The 15,375-nt window shown below is 52.5% G+C and carries 15 protein-coding genes; 11 read left to right on the top strand and 4 right to left on the bottom strand.

The window, feature by feature from the left end:
* Positions 1 to 492: transposase (locus tag B5G34_RS17580; RefSeq protein ID WP_242957116.1), on the top strand; the 492-nt coding region annotated here is incomplete at its 5' end.
* Positions 493 to 1,365: 873 nt separating this feature from the next.
* On the opposite strand, the gene B5G34_RS17570 is transcribed toward B5G34_RS17580, so the two are convergent.
* From B5G34_RS17570 to B5G34_RS17560, 3 genes are all read right to left on the bottom strand, one after another.
* Positions 1,366 to 2,655: a sigma 54-interacting transcriptional regulator gene (locus B5G34_RS17570; protein ID WP_162609527.1), complete on the bottom strand. Its 1,290-nt coding sequence runs from the start codon at positions 2,653 to 2,655 to the stop codon at positions 1,366 to 1,368.
* Positions 2,656 to 3,061: 406 nt separating this feature from the next.
* Positions 3,062 to 4,321, bottom strand: coding sequence for an acetyl-CoA C-acetyltransferase (locus B5G34_RS17565; protein WP_087340491.1), 1,260 nt, complete (start codon positions 4,319 to 4,321; stop codon positions 3,062 to 3,064).
* Between the two features lie 45 nt (positions 4,322 to 4,366).
* Entirely contained in the window at positions 4,367 to 4,789 is a 423-nt protein-coding gene (locus tag B5G34_RS17560) for a MaoC family dehydratase (RefSeq protein ID WP_087340488.1), read from the bottom strand.
* Positions 4,790 to 5,066: 277 nt separating this feature from the next.
* Here B5G34_RS17560 and B5G34_RS17555 point away from each other — a divergent pair, with 277 nt between their 5' ends.
* The 10 genes from B5G34_RS17555 (at position 5,067) to B5G34_RS17510 (ending at position 14,615) form a co-directional block, all read left to right on the top strand.
* Positions 5,067 to 6,092, top strand: a complete 1,026-nt coding sequence (locus tag B5G34_RS17555; RefSeq protein ID WP_087340486.1) for a 3-oxoacyl-ACP synthase — start codon at positions 5,067 to 5,069, stop codon at positions 6,090 to 6,092.
* A gap of 7 nt (positions 6,093 to 6,099) precedes the next feature.
* On the top strand, positions 6,100 to 6,975 hold the full coding sequence (locus tag B5G34_RS17550; RefSeq protein ID WP_087340484.1) for a branched-chain amino acid ABC transporter permease: 876 nt from the start codon (positions 6,100 to 6,102) through the stop codon (positions 6,973 to 6,975).
* Between the two features lie 14 nt (positions 6,976 to 6,989).
* Positions 6,990 to 8,045, top strand: coding sequence for a branched-chain amino acid ABC transporter permease (locus tag B5G34_RS17545; protein ID WP_087340482.1), 1,056 nt, complete (start codon positions 6,990 to 6,992; stop codon positions 8,043 to 8,045).
* The gene (locus tag B5G34_RS17540) at positions 8,038 to 8,862 is read left to right on the top strand and encodes an ABC transporter ATP-binding protein (RefSeq protein ID WP_087340480.1); all 825 of its coding nucleotides are present in this window, start codon (positions 8,038 to 8,040) and stop codon (positions 8,860 to 8,862) included. The genes B5G34_RS17545 and B5G34_RS17540 overlap by 8 nt, the downstream gene beginning before the upstream one ends.
* A complete protein-coding gene (locus B5G34_RS17535; protein WP_087340478.1) occupies positions 8,859 to 9,575 on the top strand; it encodes an ABC transporter ATP-binding protein in 717 nt (238 codons plus the stop codon). The genes B5G34_RS17540 and B5G34_RS17535 overlap by 4 nt, the downstream gene beginning before the upstream one ends.
* Positions 9,576 to 9,648: 73 nt before the next feature.
* A complete protein-coding gene (locus B5G34_RS17530) occupies positions 9,649 to 10,923 on the top strand; it encodes an ABC transporter substrate-binding protein (RefSeq protein WP_087340476.1) in 1,275 nt (424 codons plus the stop codon).
* A 148-nt stretch (positions 10,924 to 11,071) separates the two neighbouring features.
* Positions 11,072 to 11,266: a hypothetical protein gene (locus B5G34_RS17525; RefSeq protein WP_087340474.1), complete on the top strand. Its 195-nt coding sequence runs from the start codon at positions 11,072 to 11,074 to the stop codon at positions 11,264 to 11,266.
* A 6-nt stretch (positions 11,267 to 11,272) separates the two neighbouring features.
* Positions 11,273 to 12,583, top strand: coding sequence for an acetyl-CoA hydrolase/transferase C-terminal domain-containing protein (locus tag B5G34_RS17520; protein ID WP_087340472.1), 1,311 nt, complete (start codon positions 11,273 to 11,275; stop codon positions 12,581 to 12,583).
* 2 nt (positions 12,584 to 12,585) lie between these two features.
* A complete protein-coding gene (locus tag B5G34_RS17515) occupies positions 12,586 to 13,401 on the top strand; it encodes an alpha/beta hydrolase (RefSeq protein ID WP_087340471.1) in 816 nt (271 codons plus the stop codon).
* 506 nt (positions 13,402 to 13,907) lie between these two features.
* Positions 13,908 to 14,615 carry a TetR/AcrR family transcriptional regulator gene (locus B5G34_RS17510; protein WP_087340468.1) on the top strand — a complete coding sequence of 236 codons (708 nt, stop codon included), beginning with the start codon at positions 13,908 to 13,910 and terminating at the stop codon, positions 14,613 to 14,615.
* 485 nt (positions 14,616 to 15,100) lie between these two features.
* Here the strand turns inward: B5G34_RS17510 and B5G34_RS17505 are convergent.
* On the bottom strand, positions 15,101 to 15,375 hold a 275-nt coding region (locus B5G34_RS17505; protein ID WP_162609526.1), incomplete at its 5' end, for a tyrosine-type recombinase/integrase.

Raw genomic sequence — 15,375 nt, 5'->3', positions numbered from 1 at the left:
GTCCGACAGTTTCACGCTGTCAATGCTCCGGGACCCAAGGGGGTCCTCTTTCAGGACGGACATCAGGTATTCCCGGCCCTTCACGGTGCTCCGCTTGACATTTTTCCTACCCTAACCTCCATTCCCGGCATTGGCAAGGTCTACTCCGCCGGTATCATCGCTGAAATTGGCAATATCCACCGTTTCGATTCCCAAGCCTCTGTCGCCAAGTTTGCCGGCCTTGTCTGGACCCAGCACCAGTCCGGTGAATTTGAAGCGGAGCACTCCCGGATGATTAAATCCGGCAACCGCTATCTCCGTTACTACCTGCTGGAAGCCGCCAACTCTGTGAGAAGATGCGACTCCGAGTTCCGGCGCTACTATGACCTCAAGTACCATGAGGTCAACAAGTACCAGCACAAACGTGCACTCGCACTAACTGCCAGAAAACTGGTTCGGTTGGTCTTTAGGCTGCTGAAAGACAACCGCCTGTATATCCCGCCGGAGGGCTGAGCGAACCGCTTGCCGCTCTGACGAAATCGCTCTGTTTCAAAAACTCAGGGGACAGGGCTTAGGTTGGTGTTGCCTTTTTGCTACCTGCATTCCACTTCTTGCTCCTTTTTGTTCAATTTTTTTGCGTCACCCCCTCTTGACTTAATACCGTTGGACTAAAAATTTGCGCGTCCCCTTTCAGAGGACGGTGTTGCAAAAAATAAGAGGCAGAAAACGGATGGCTGCTGGCACAGCTCCACGGGAATTTCACCCCGGCCCATGCTGATGGGTGCGGCGCACGATGCTTTGCGGGCGTCCAATGCGCGAGTATATTTGACCTGCCTGTATGTCATCGCCCGCAGAGTGCCGCGTCCGCTTTGCGGCCAGGTGTAGATCGCTCGCTCCCGGAGGGGAGGTCATGGCGCACCGGCCGTATGGCTCGATACAGGACAGAATGTATCCGTCTGCCTTATGGAGAACAAGGATGGCCTCCAGATAGTCCTCCCCGGACGCATGAAGTTTCATAAAAACCTCCCTTGCTTAAAGAGGTTAGACAGCCCAACCAAGGCTTTCCTGCTGAATATGGAACAGCTTATGATATCTGAAGCGCCTTGTGGCAGACTTCCGTCACTGCTTCCGCGGTAAAGATCTTGAGGGTTGAAGTGTCCAATGACTTTGTTGGACAGTTTGGACAAAATAACTCCCTCCTTTTCATCAGTTAGAGCCTACATAAAAAAGGAGCAAGTTATATGCCAAATAGCACGGTGCTGATTTTTCAAGGGAAATACGGGGGTACGCCGCTTGTTCCTGTATTAAAAACGGTACAACTGTCCCGAGTTGACCGGACAAGCGGACGAAAGGGGAACAACGCCGGGGCACACTCTAAGGGCATATTTACATCTTGTATTTTTCCAGTCGGCGGTATAGCGCTGAGCGGGAAATGCCGAGGATACGGGCGGCCTCGCTGCGGTTGCCGCCAGCCTCCTGTAAAGTGCATTCCAGCAGTTCCCGCTCCTTCCGGCCAAGCTCCTGTTGTAGGATTACAGGTTCACTGCTTCGTTTTATTTCGCTGTTGTACGGAGACTCCTCCCAAAAATGGTTGGGGATGCGGCAAAAATCGATCACTGAATCATTGCTCCAGTTTACCGCCTGTTCCAGCACGTTTTCCAATTCCCGCACGTTTCCCGGCCAGGAATAGCGGCGTGCAATCTTCATACTCTCCGGAGTAATGCCAGAGGCGTGGGAACCGATGCGCTGGTTAATCCGACAGAGCAGGCTTTGGATGAGGTCGGGCAGATCGTCCAACCGTTCCCGCAGAGGCGGCATATGGATGGACAGGATATTCAGCCGGTAATAGAGATCCTGGCGGAAGGCGCCCTCGCGCACCATCTGGAGCAGATCCCGGTTAGTGGAGGCCATCACCCGAACATCTAGTTTGACAGGAGCCGCTCCGCCCACCCGCCAGACCTCCTTCTCCTGAAGTACGCGCAGCAGCTTGACCTGCATATCCAGAGGCATATCGCCGATTTCATCTAACAGGATTGTCCCGCCGTTGGCCAGTTCGAATTTCCCAGGGCTGCCGCCCCGCTTGGCGCCGGTAAATGCGCCGCTTTCGTAGCCGAAAAGCTCCGATTCAATCAGATCCCGGGGAATAGCGCCGCAGTTCACGCTGATAAAAGGCGCATCCCGGCGTACGGAACGGGTATGTACCGCCTGAGCGATGATCTCCTTTCCCGTGCCGCTCTCGCCGGTAATCAGCAGCGTGGAGCTGGTGCGTGAAGCCCGACGGGCCAGTTTTTTGACATAGAGCATACTTTCTGTTTCGCCGACGATGCTCATACAGGTAAAAAGCGTCCTGGCTGGGGGGATAGGATGCACGTCCCTGCCCAGAAATATCATATGCTCTGCAATGGATCGGCCCACCATCATGTCGGGAAAGACGGTTTTCAGCATGGCACCCACCAGTATGCCGTTTTCCGTCAAAGGGAAGCGGCAGGTGTAAACTTCTTTACCCTGAATGGTAAGCAGGTCGCCCCACTCGGAATAGCCTCGAGCCAAAGTGTCCCCCAGACGGCAATCCGGGAGCACCTTGCTGATAGGCGCACCCAAAAGCTGGCTGCGTTCCTGCTGGATCAGGTCTACAAAAAAGTCGTTGACAAACCGGATGATCCCATGTGTGTCCACAGCCAGAATTCCTTCAAATGGGGTATTGGTCAACAGAGAAAGAAAGTGAGTTGAATTGTCGACGGCGGGAAAAGAACGAATGTTATTGGAACGCATGTCGATCACCCTCAATTTACTTTATATCCACATCTCGAAAAGCTGCTATATATGAGGAACTTAAGAAAACTCCCCCTGACGCAGTTTTACGGTTCGACATCAGAGATGAGGCGCTGTCCGCTTTTGCTCATCCTATTTCAGTCTGCATGGGTCATTCATTAAAAATTGTCATCATCAATATCAACATGAAACCTGAATTTTGATTCGGATTTTAAAAGGCGGATTATTCTCGAGGGCGCCAGAAGACCAAAAAGGCCAGACTTCCGACTGGGAAAGTCTGGCCTTTTGAGGGGAAAGGAGGGTAGCGTATTTAACACTTTTCAAAGATGGTGGCAACACCCATGCCGCCGCCAATACACAAAGTGGCCAGACCCTTCTTTGCGTCGTCACGCTTGGCCAGCTCGTGGAGCAGGGTGACGATGATACGAGCGCCTGAAGCGCCCACGGGATGACCGATGGAAATGGCACCGCCGTTGACGTTGACCTTGTCCAGATCAAAGCCCAGCTCGCGGGCCACGGCAATGGACTGAGCGGCAAAGGCCTCGTTGGCCTCCACCAGATCGATGTCCTCGATCTTCAGACCGGCCTTGTCCATAGCCTGGCGTGAAGCAGGTACGGGGCCCACGCCCATGATCTTGGGATCGACACCGCCCTGGCCCCAGCTTACCAGCTTGGCCATGGGCTTCAGGCCGTACTTCTCAACAGCCTCGCCGGAGGCCAGAAGGATGGCGGCAGCGCCGTCGTTAATGCCAGAGGCGTTGGCGGCGGTGACGCGCTGGACATGCTGCTTGGCATCGGCCTCGTGGACCTGGGTGACCTCGAAGGTGTGGACGATCTCGTCTTCCACGCCCTCGGGGCCCACAGGGAAGGCACCGCGGAGCTTGGACACGCCCTCCATGGACACGCCGGCCTTGGGGTACTCGTCCACCTTGAACTCCACCATTTCCTTCTTCTTCTTGACCATCACGGGCACGATCTCATCCACAAACTTGCCGGCAGCCTGGGCGGCCTCGGTCTTGTTCTGGGAGGACACGGCAAAGGCGTCCATCTCCTCGCGGGTGATGCCCCACACATCGGCGATATTCTCTGCGGTAGTGCCCATGTGATAGTTGTTATAGGCGTCCCACAGGCCGTCTTTGATCATGGTGTCCACGACCTTCTTGTCACCCATCCGGGCGCCCCAACGTTCAGCAGGCAGGGCATAGGGAGCTGCGGACATATTCTCGGTGCCGCCGGCTACGACGATGTCGGCGTCGCCGGCCAGGATGGCCCGGGCGCCCTCGATGACGCTCTTCATGCCGGAGCCGCACACCATACCAACGGTGTAGGCGGGGACGGAGTAGGGCAGGCCGGCCTTCACGCCCACCTGGCGGGCCATGTTCTGCCCCTGAGATGAGGTGAGAATACAGCCGAACATCAGCTCGTCCACTTGTTCAGGCTTTACTCCGGCACGGCTGAGCACGTTCTTCACCACGACGGCGCCCAGATCGGCAGCGGGTACGTCCTTCAGACTTCCACCGAAGGAGCCGACCGCGGTGCGGCAGCAATTGACAACATAGACTTCTTTCATAGCAGCAAAAGTCCTCCTGTCATATAAAAATGAAACGTGTATCCGTTAGGCCTTGGGCGGCATTACAGTGGCGAAACCGGTAATTACCTTTTCGCCGTTCTGATTTTCGACCACGGTCTCCAGCTTAAGGCGGTTTTTCTCCTCGTTCCGCTCTACGACAGTGCAGATTGCGGTTACAGTATCACCGATGAATACCGGCTTTACGAAGCGCAGCTCCTGAGCCATGTAAATAGTGCCAGGGCCAGGCAGCTGAGTGCCCAGAACTGTGGAAATAAAACCGGCAGACAGCATACCGTGAGCAATTCTCCGACCGAACATGCTCTGTTCGGCGGCTACGGCGTTGATGTGGGCGGGATTGAAGTCGCCGCTGAATCCGGCGAACAGTGTAATATCACTTTCTGTGACAGTTTTGGTAAAAGTAGAGACATCTCCGACCTGAATTTGCTGCATTGTCAACCCGTTAGCCATAAAAAAGCCTCCCAAACAAAATAATATTACTGAATCACCCTTCACATAGAATATAGCGCTGCATTTTTCCTTTGTCAAGCATAAAATATACTAAATGTACAAAACAAAAATATATAACCTTTATACTATTGACAAAATAGTGAGCGATTATTATAATGGGGATACTGAACGACCCTTCAACATAATTTGTCATTCATATTTCGCCTGGAAATGCACCATATAATTGGAAAACCAGGCAATAACACTGTGAACAAAGTATGGATGGGGGTATTTTAATATGGAACGCAAGCCGGATGTAGGAATCGTTGGAATTGGAGTCTATCTGCCGAAGAAAATAATGACTGCCAGCGAGATATCTGCCGCAACTAATGGAAACTGGTCGGAAGATGCGGTAATCAATAAGCTGGGAATTGTGCAGAAGTACGTGCCGAGCGACGATCCGTGCGATGGCACACAGGAGATGGGAGCGCTCGCCGCCCTTGACTGTCTGAAGAATACTGGGGTCGATCCCCTGGAAATCGATGCGATTCTCTGCATTACCGAAGAGTGGAAGGAGTATCCGCTTACAACATCTGCCTGCTATGTGCAGGATCGGATCGGAGCTCGTAACGCCTGGGGTATCGATGTACAGAATCGCTGCTGCACCAGTGTTTCGGCACTGAAAATGGCGAAGGATCTTCTGATCGCAGACGATGAGTGCAATACGGTTCTGGTGTGCGGCGGATACCGCAACTGTGACCTGATTGACTTTACAGATAATGACGTGTCGTTCATGTTTAATCTGAGCGCTGGTGGCGGTGCGGTTCTGCTGAAGAAGAATTACGGCAAGAATCGGCTGCTGGGCACCCATCTTATGAGTGACGGTTCCATCGTGTGGACGGCCGGCGGCGCGATAGGTGGAATCAAGAATCCTGTGACCCAGGAGAATGTGGATGAGCACTTCAAGCTGCGCCTGATGGATGCGGTAAAGATGAAGGAGCTGCTGAATGAGAAATCCATGCCCAACTGGATGCACTGCATTGACGAAGCGCTGCGCAAGTCTGGAAAGACCCGGGCGGACATCGATTATTTGGATATCCTTCATATTAAGCGTTCCGGCCACCTGGGTATGCTGAAGGATCTGGGGCTTACGGAGGATCAGACAATCTACCTGGAGAACTACGGACATGTTGGACAGATTGATCAGATCCTGTCTCTGAAACTGGCGTTGGAGCAGGGGAAAGTAAAGGATGGCGACACGGTCGTCATGATTGCCGCAGGTATCGGCTACACGTGGGCGGCAAATGTAATTCAATGGGGGTAAACAATCTATGAGCACCTTCATCCAAGTCGTACTTCGCAGTTTGGAAACCGGCGGCGTCTATGCACTGGCAGCGCTGGGCATCATCATCATTTTTAGAACAAGCAACATTACGCATTTTGCCCAGGGCTCGATGGGGATGTTCAATACATATGTGGTGGCCACTTTGGTGGCGGGTTTGAAGCTCCCCTTATGGATGGCTACGGTGTGCGGCCTCTGTACCGCTGTTTTACTGGGCTGTCTGGTGGATTTTTTCATTATCCGGCGGGCAAAGAAGGTTTCACCCATTGCTAAGCAGATCATTACACTGGGCTTAATTATGGTCTTTGTAGGCCTGGCGCCCATGTTCTTCGGCGTGGACCCGCTCAGTTTGCCGCGCTTTATTGAAAGCGGAGAGCTGAATCTGGGCGGAGCCTATCTGACCTACAACGGTCTCTTTAACATTCTGCTGGGTATCATCCTGATGGTGATCCTCTTTTATGTCCTGCAAAAGACCAAAATGGGCATTGCCATTCGTACCACGGCCTCCAATGAGCCTGTGGCCCGTCTGATGGGCGTTCCCACCAAGAATGTGACCCTGTTTGCGTGGGCGCTGGCTGCCTGCCTGGGCTGTCTGTCCGGCGTGATGATTGCGCCGACCACCTCTGTTACACCCAATGTTATGGACTCTGTGCAGGTCAATGCACTGATCGCCTGCGTTCTGGGTGGATTCCAGACCTTTTATGGTCCGGTGCTGGGCGCGTACATTATCGCCATTGGAACCAACCTGCTGACGCTGTATGTCTCCTCTGTGTGGGGCGGACAGCTTATGTACCTGCTGGTTCTGCTGTTTATTGTCTTCCGGACTCAGGGATTGGTGGGCAAGAAACTAATCAAAAAAGTCTGAGAAGGAGGACGGCAATGAAAAAGGAAAGCAATACCGTACAACCGTCTGCGACTCCTGTGCGTTCTGCTCCTGGGGTTTTGAAAACCCCCTACATCCGCTACATCCTGTTTGGCGTAGTGATCTGCCTGCTGCCCTTGCTGGCCAACAGCGGCATTATGCCCAGTTCTTTTGTAGTCAATCTTGGTAGTGTGCTGATTTACTCCATTGTGGCCCTCGGTCTGAACCTTCTGCTGGGCTATTCTGGTCTTATCTCCCTGGGCACTGCCGGCTTTATGGGTTTGGGAGCCTATATATCCGGGTACCTGACAGATTCCGTGGGGACTCCTTTTATTGTGGCACTTCTGGTTGCGGTGATCATCGCCGCGTTTATCGGTGTTCTGGTCGGATTCGTTTCCCTGCGGGTAGCGGGTATTTATCTGGCTATCGCAACCCTGTGCGTATCTGAGATCCTGCGTAAGACCTTTGAGGAGCTGGATCAGTTCACCAATGGCTTTTCCGGCCTGACTGCCAGCTATCCCAAGCTTTTCGGTGTGTCTCTCAGCCGTGAGATGACCTTTGTTCTGCTGGCGGTAGTTCTGGTGCTGGTTATGATGCTGACCCATAATCTGGTCAACGGACAGATGGGCCGCGCCCTGCACGCTATGCGAGGCAGTGAGGTGGCCGCGCAGGCTATGGGTATCTATCTGCTGAAATACAGGCTGATCGTTTTTGCTATTGCCACTGCCTATGCGGCTTTGGGCGGCGCCCTGTACATGCACTTCGTAAAGTTCTCTTATCCGTCTATTTGGACCATGATGCTTTCGCTGAACATTCTGGCCGTAGTGGTCATCGGCGGACTGCGCTCCATTTATGGAACGGTAATCGGTGCGTTGATCGTATTTGCGGTTCCCGACCTGCTGCTGAAGCGGATCCCGGTGATTGGTAAGATTGACGGCATTGCCTACATTTTTACCGGCGTACTCATCATCCTGGTCGTCATGTTCTATCCCAACGGAGTAGTTGGCCTGTGCAACGATATTAAAAAGCTCTTTACCCGTGGAAAGAAGAAGGGAGGGGCCAGCGATGTCTAAGACGCATCGTGCTGCCAACACGTTACCTGATCAGCAGGCGCTGAGCATTACTGATCTGTCTATTCAGTTTGGCGGCTTAAAAGCGGTGGAGGGACTCTCCTTTTATGTAAAAGAGAAAGAGATCTTCGGATTGATCGGTCCCAACGGTGCAGGCAAGACCACTGCCTTTAACTGTATTACACAGTTTTATCATCCCGATCGGGGCGAGGTTTTGTTCCGCTGCAAAAACGGTGACGTGGTGGATCTGGTAGGTCGCCCGGTTCACGAGATCATTCGGCTGGGCCTGGTTCGTACCTTTCAGAACGTAGAGGTCATTAAGGAACTTTCCTTGATTGACAACGTATTGATCGGTGCCCATACTGATTTTAAAGCCACAATATTTGAGCAGGCTCTGCGCCTGCCCAGGGCTCGCCGCGAGGAGCGGGAGATGCGTGCCAAGGCGGAGCAGGCACTGGACTTCTTGGGTATCGCAGATCTAAAGGATACCCTGGCGGGTGGACAGCCTTACGGCGTATTGAAAAAAGTGGAGATTGCTCGTACCCTGATGTGCAATCCCAAACTGATTATTCTGGATGAACCCGCGGCCGGCTTGAACGATTCGGAGACGGCCGAACTGGCGGAGACCATCCGACAGGTGCGGGATGTCTATCATTGCACCATCCTGTTGGTGGAACATGACATGCGCCTTGTCATGAACATCTGTGACCGTATCTGCGCGATTTCCTTCGGCCAGTTCCTGGCCTGCGGGACGCCAGAAGAGATCCAGAAAGATAAGTTGGTGCAGGAAGCCTATCTTGGTGAGGAGGAGCCCGAATGAAAAAGACAGCTCTTTCCATTAAGAACCTTAAGGTTCGCTACGGTGCCATTGAAGCGGTTAAGGGGATCGATATTGAGGTGTACGAGGGTAGCGTTGTGGCGCTTCTAGGTGCCAACGGCGCGGGAAAGACGTCTACACTGCGTACCATCTCCGGCCTGACTCCGGCTGCAGAAGGAAAGATCGAGTTTTACGGCAAAGACATTACCAACATGGATACGGAGAAAATTGCCCGTCTGGGCATTGCACAGTCTCCGGAGGGCCGTCAGATTTTCGGTGATCTGACAGTAGAGGAGAACCTGAAGGTAGGTGCCTTTACCGTGCGGGATAAAAAGGTCATTCAGGCGGGTTTTGAGCGGTGCTATCGCTACTTCCCCCGTCTAGCTGAGCGCAAGCGTCAGCTGGCCTACACGCTTTCCGGCGGCGAGCTGCAGATGTTGGCAATCGCACGGGCATTGATGTCCAATCCCAAGATCTTGCTACTGGACGAACCTTCTCTGGGTCTGGCGCCTCTGGTGGTGCGAGATATTTTTGAAATTATCAGAGAGATCAAAGAGGAAGGAACTACCGTTGTGATCGTGGAACAGAATGCCCTTCAGACGCTGAAGATTGCGGACTTCGGCTACGTTCTGGAGGTAGGAGAGTGCAACATCTCGGGCGAGGCAAGCACACTGATCCGCGATCCCAAGCTGGTAGAGGCGTACCTGGGTGGCTGAGCGGCCCCCAATATATGATTTTGTGCCCCATGTGGAGTCGTCCACACAAACATATTGAACAGGAGGAACTGAAATGAAAAAGATTATCTCCCTGCTCCTGACGGCGACTATGGTTCTGTCCCTGGCGGCCTGCGGCAACAACGGTTCACAGGATTCCGGCAGCAATACCTCTGATCCCGGTGGAGAATCCGGTGGCGTGAAGTATTCCCAGGGCGTGACGGATACCACCGTTCTGATTGCGAACTCTGCGGCTACCTCCGGCTCCTATGCTCCTGTGGGCGTGCCCTTTAACGCCGGCATCCAGGCTTATCTGGACATGGTCAACGCTGAAGGCGGTATTGATGGCAGAACCATCGAGTTCCTGCACACTGATGACGAGTTTGACCCCGTAAAGGGTAAGGCCGCCCTCCAGAACTTTGTGGAGGACGAGAAGGTCTTTGCTATCGTCGGACACTTCGGTACCCCCGTAGTTGGCGCTACCATTGAGGACCTGAAGAGCTATGGCATCCCCGCTGTGTACTTTGCCACCGGCATCGGCCAGCTGTATGCGCAGAATGCCACCACCAACGAGGAAGGTTATAACATTTTCCCCGTTCAGCCCATTTACACCACTGAGGGTCAGATCATGGTGGCCCGAGGCGTAGGTACATTTGACGCAACCAAGATTGGTATCATTTACACCAACGACGACGCCGGCAAAGACATGCTCACCGGCGCGGAGGAGAAGTGCAAGGAGCTGGGCATTGACTACGTTGCCGAGCAGGTTGCTGCCGGCTCCGCTGACGTGTCCGCTGCGGTTACCTCCATTAAGAACAGTGGTGCTGACTTTATCATCTGCGCTGCCATCCAGGCTACCATGCCCACTATCGTGAAGGAGCTGGCGGCTCAGGGCAACACCGCCCCTGTTATCACCACCTACGTGAACGTGTCCTCCGCCATTCCTCCCTTGGTAGCAGACGATATCGCTGGTAAGTTTGACGTGTACGGCAACGGCTGGGTGGCTTATGATGACGAAGAGGCTCTGGCCCTGTATCAGGAGTGGGTCGGCAAGATCGACGAGAGCTACTCCATGAACGCTTATGCTCAGACCGGTTGGATCGCCGCTCACTTCTTCTGCGAGGGCCTGCGCCGCATCGAGGGTCAGGACATCACCTGGGAGAACTACATGAATGCGCTGGAGACCGGCGGCCCCATCCAGAACCCCTTCGGCGGCAAGATCGACTATGCTGACGGCAACCGCGTCGGCACCCAGGAAATGAACCTGTCCAAGATCAATCCTGACGTGGAAGGCGGCTGGGAGCTGGTGGACGGCCTGCAGAGCATGGAGACCCTGCTCTCTGCCGGCTAAGTTCTCAGCACACATAACTACGGTGTGTTGCCGCGGATAGCATAACTTCGCGGATCTGCGAGGAAGGAGGGCCGCGCTGGGCCTCCTTCCTCTACACTGAACAGGTTATGTAAAACTGTGTCCTCCGGAACAGGGCGAGACTATTTCTGTGATCGGTTCCGCTGGCGAACTGGTCTCCATTTTAAAGAGCTCAGTGCTGGGCTGGAAGCAGCTGTGTGATACAGAAAGCGACGAGGCCTTCTTCTGGGATACTGTGCCCCGTATTTACGGCCGAGATTATCTCGGATTGGCTGTTTTGGGATTTATTATGAAGTACATTATCTCCTGTGTGGATAAGGAGTGAACCATTATGCAGTATGAGGATAAGTATATTTCCATTGAGCAGGCGCTGGAAATGGTGAAGTCTGGTGACGTCATTGTAACCGGACTAGGCGCTGCGGAGGCGGGGCTGTTTATGGGCCAGCTGCACACGATCGCAGATCGTGTTCGCGGCGTAAAGGTGACCAATTGTCTTCCCACCCACCCGTCCCAGATCTATGATCCGAAATATGTGGATTCCTTTGAAGTGGATGGCTGGTTCTTTGCGCCTCAGATGCGCAAGGCACATGCAAACGGGAATATGGCGTATATCCCGAACCATCTTCACCTGGCCTGTACCAAGCGACTGCAGTTTGTGAAGCCGAACATCTATGTGGGTGCGGCCTCTATGCCGGATAAGCACGGATACGTCTCTCTGTCTCTGTCCAATACCTATGAGAAGAGAATGCTGGAAGCGGCTGATCTGGTCATTCTGGAAGTTAATCCCAATATGCCCTACACCCTGGGCGACCTTCAGGTGCCGGTGAGTGAGGTGGACTACCTGGTTCGTGCGGATTATGCTCCTCCTGTTATTCCGGACGCACCATTTAGCGAAAAGGACGCGGCGATCGGCAAGCTGATCGCGGAGATGGTGCCTGATGGCTCCTGCATTCAGCTCGGAATTGGAGGTATTCCCAATGCCGTAGCCGCAGCTCTGGAGCAGAAAAATGATCTGGGTGTACATACTGAGATGCTCACCAGTGGCATGATGCGCCTGGCTAAAATGGGCGTAATCAACGGCAAATGCAAGCAGACCTATCGGGGAAAGATGGTCACTACCTTTGCTATGGGTGTTCCTGAGCTGTATGAATTTATTGATTATAACCCTGCTGTGGCAGTTATGGATGGTGCATGGGTCAACGATCCCTATGTGATCGCACAGAATGATAACCAGGTGTCCATCAATACCTCCCTGGAAGTGGATCTGACTGGACAATGCGCTTCGGAGTCTCTGGGCTCCCGGCAGTTCTCTGGCACCGGCGGCCAGTCCGACACTGCGGTTGGCGCGCAGATGTCCAAAAACGGAAAGAGCATTATTGCCCTGTATTCCACCGCTATGGTGAAGGGGCCCGACGGCCAGAAGCAAGAGGTTTCCAAGATCGTACCGCAGCTAATGCCAGGCGCGGCAGTATCGCTGTCCCGCAATGATGTGGACCGGGTTGTGACGGAATACGGTGTGGCGGAACTGCGCGGTACTAGCATCCGGGATCGTGTGGCGCGGCTTATTGAGATTGCGCATCCCAAATTCCGTGAGCAGCTGTGGGATCAGGCAGTGGAAGTCGGCATTCTTGGACGGAGGTAAACATGGCGCGATTTGTTTTTCAGGATAAATCTATCCACTACGAGGAATACGGCGCCGGGGAACCCATCGTAGTGCTCAATGGCATTATGATGTCCTGCGGCAGCTGGGCGGAGTTTGTGGAGCCTTTTTCCGCCAATAACCGACTGATTCTGCTGGATATGCTGGATCAGGGAAAGAGCAGCAAAATGGACGGCCCCTTCTCTCAGGCGATTCAGGCAGAGGTGGTTCTGGCACTGTTGGATGAGCTTGGAATTGAGAAGGTCAGCATGCTGGGGATTTCATACGGCGGCGAGGTGGCGCAGCGGTTTGCCATCAAATATGGCCACAGGCTCAACCGGCTGGTGCTGTTCAATACCACGTCGCGCACAGGTCCCTGGCTGGGTGACATCGGTGAGGCGTGGAATCTGGCCGCCGATAATGCGGAGGCCTATTATATGACCACAATCCCTGTGATCTATTCTCCTGGATTCTATCGGGAACACTATACTTGGATGGAACAGCGGCACAAGGTGCTCCAGACTGTGTTCTCCAATCAGGAATTTATGCAGGCTATGGTGCGCCTGACCAACAGCTCGTCTGATTTTGATGTGACCGATCAGCTGGATCAGATTCAGACCCCCACGCTGGTAGTTTCCTGCATGGAGGATTACCTGACGCCTATGGAAGAGCAGCGGCGTATTGTGGAGCGGATACCCAATTGCGAATACGTGGTGATCCCTGGCTGTGGGCATGCATCCATGTATGAAAAACCGGTTCTGTTTGCTGCCTTGACGCTGGGCTTTATCAATAATCCGAAGACGACATTTACGATCGTCTAATTGTCCTCATAACAGAGCACTTTCTGTAACATAGGAAAAGCAGAAAACGGATACATTGAAATCTAATGCATCCGTTTTCTGCTTTTGCCTTTTTGTGATTGGTGTAAAACTGCTAGACTGCATACAAGGTTCGAGAGCTGTAAAACGACGTTACACCAGATGGCCGCAGAGTTTTGAAAGGAGAAAAGCACGCATCAACACTGGCGCTATTTTTATCCGCGGTATGGGTGTTGCAGCTGCTTTCCAAAAGTGTGGAATATACCAAGCTCTTTTTCTTTAAAATGTCATTACCATCGAAAACTGGTTTTTTGCTCTTGCTGGTTGCAGTAATTATTGAAGTTCGCTATAATATACTTAAACTTTTAGATCATGTTAATAACCGACAATGCTTATGTACCTGTATCTGGCCTGCCTGACCTCCACAGTTACAGTAGCTCGGATTGCTACGATCAGGATTTTGACAGGGGCATTGTTGGCCCGGCAGAAATTTAGAGGGGTTTCGTCGTATGCAGGAAGAACTTGTAAACATGCCTCGCACCAAGCGGGGGCGCGCTACATTGAACAATATTCTCAGCGCCGCTGCGCAAGTCATTTATGAAAAGGGCTATCACGCCGCTTCCATTAATGAAATTACCAGCCTGGCCGGTGTTGCTTCTGGTACATTCTATCTGTACTTTGACGGCAAATATAATCTATATAAGTATTTGTTGCTTCAATGCAGCCACAAGATCAGAAAATATCTTAGCCGCGCCATCAAGGATTGTGAGACCCGGCTGGAGGCCGAACGTGTCGGTATGCGGGCATGGCTGAAATTTACCATGGAAAACCAGTATATGTACCATATCATCTGGGAATCTATGTACGTGGATTATCACCTGTTCCAGGAGTATTACGAAACATTCTGCTCAGCCTACAAGCAGGGCCTGGACAAGGCGAAAAGCAATGGTGAGATTTATCAGGACATCGATACCGAGGTGTTGGCCTATACATTGATGGGGGCCAGTAACTTCTTGGGCTTGAATTGGGGACTTTTTCAGCAGGATTCGTCTGCCATAGATCATGTGGTGGATCAATTTATGAAGATTATTGAAGGGCAGGCTTTTCGAGCCGATTCTCAGATTTCCGAGCCTACGGGCGTGGTCCGACGGTCAAAGACTGAGCCGAAGTTTAGATTCCGTATTGATATTGACGATGATGATAATTATGATGAATAAAATGCTCCATAAGACTCTGTCTCTTTAAAAATAAAGATAGGCGTGGCCAGTTCTGGCTAATGAAGTGCAAAGCATTACCCAACATATTGAATGCATTTTCAAGAAGCGATACTATCGTTAGATGATCTCAGTGGAAAGAATCTATTCTAAATGATAAGAACCCGTACAGTTGTGGCATGTAACCATAACTGTGCGGGTTCTTTTGCTTGATTACCTCTCTGGTATTATGCAAAGTCGGTGATGGACTTTTAGCATCGGTAAGGGCAAACATAAGTATCGGCCCCACCAAATAGATAACTTTTCTGCGGAAAGTTCTACCGATTTTCTGATTATCTTGGCACCACTTCGCAAATGTCGGAATTGCTTGGAATATCAAGCATTTCCGGCATTTTGCGTTTCGGAAGATACCCCGCATATCATGGCATATCGGAGCCTCATTTGGCGGTCAAAAGTAGTAAAACCGTAGTAGAAAACCGGCCTTACTACTAAGCCGCCAGCTTGTCCATCGCCGCCTTCGCAGAGGCGTAATCCGCATGAGCGTAATAGTTCAGCGTCATGGTGATGTTGGAATGGCCCATGATGTATTGCAGGTCTTTGGGGTTCATTCCAGCCTGGGCAAGCCGAGTGCAGAAAGTGTGCCGCATGGTATGAGGCGTGATGTTCGGCAGGGCTTCTTCTGGTTTGTGGTGCTTGTTGTACTTCCTGACAAGCCCCTGGAACATGCTCTCGTAACAGGACGCCGTTTTGGGAAGGCCGCTCT

It is taken from the genome of Flavonifractor sp. An82, assembly GCF_002159265.1.
Classification (GTDB): domain Bacteria; phylum Bacillota; class Clostridia; order Oscillospirales; family Oscillospiraceae; genus Flavonifractor.
The sequence above is the reverse complement of the archived record's forward strand: the minus strand, read 5'-3'. Positions and strand labels throughout refer to the sequence as shown.

Coding starts and splice junctions, on each gene's coding strand:
- B5G34_RS17565 (WP_087340491.1), bottom strand. CDS start 4,321: ATGAAAGAAGTCTATGTTGTCAATTGCTGCCGCACCGCGGTCGGCTCC.
- B5G34_RS17560 (WP_087340488.1), bottom strand. CDS start 4,789: ATGGCTAACGGGTTGACAATGCAGCAAATTCAGGTCGGAGATGTCTCT.
- B5G34_RS17555 (WP_087340486.1), top strand. CDS start 5,067: ATGGAACGCAAGCCGGATGTAGGAATCGTTGGAATTGGAGTCTATCTG.
- B5G34_RS17550 (WP_087340484.1), top strand. CDS start 6,100: ATGAGCACCTTCATCCAAGTCGTACTTCGCAGTTTGGAAACCGGCGGC.
- B5G34_RS17545 (WP_087340482.1), top strand. CDS start 6,990: ATGAAAAAGGAAAGCAATACCGTACAACCGTCTGCGACTCCTGTGCGT.
- B5G34_RS17540 (WP_087340480.1), top strand. CDS start 8,038: ATGTCTAAGACGCATCGTGCTGCCAACACGTTACCTGATCAGCAGGCG.
- B5G34_RS17535 (WP_087340478.1), top strand. CDS start 8,859: ATGAAAAAGACAGCTCTTTCCATTAAGAACCTTAAGGTTCGCTACGGT.
- B5G34_RS17530 (WP_087340476.1), top strand. CDS start 9,649: ATGAAAAAGATTATCTCCCTGCTCCTGACGGCGACTATGGTTCTGTCC.
- B5G34_RS17520 (WP_087340472.1), top strand. CDS start 11,273: ATGCAGTATGAGGATAAGTATATTTCCATTGAGCAGGCGCTGGAAATG.
- B5G34_RS17515 (WP_087340471.1), top strand. CDS start 12,586: ATGGCGCGATTTGTTTTTCAGGATAAATCTATCCACTACGAGGAATAC.
- B5G34_RS17510 (WP_087340468.1), top strand. CDS start 13,908: ATGCAGGAAGAACTTGTAAACATGCCTCGCACCAAGCGGGGGCGCGCT.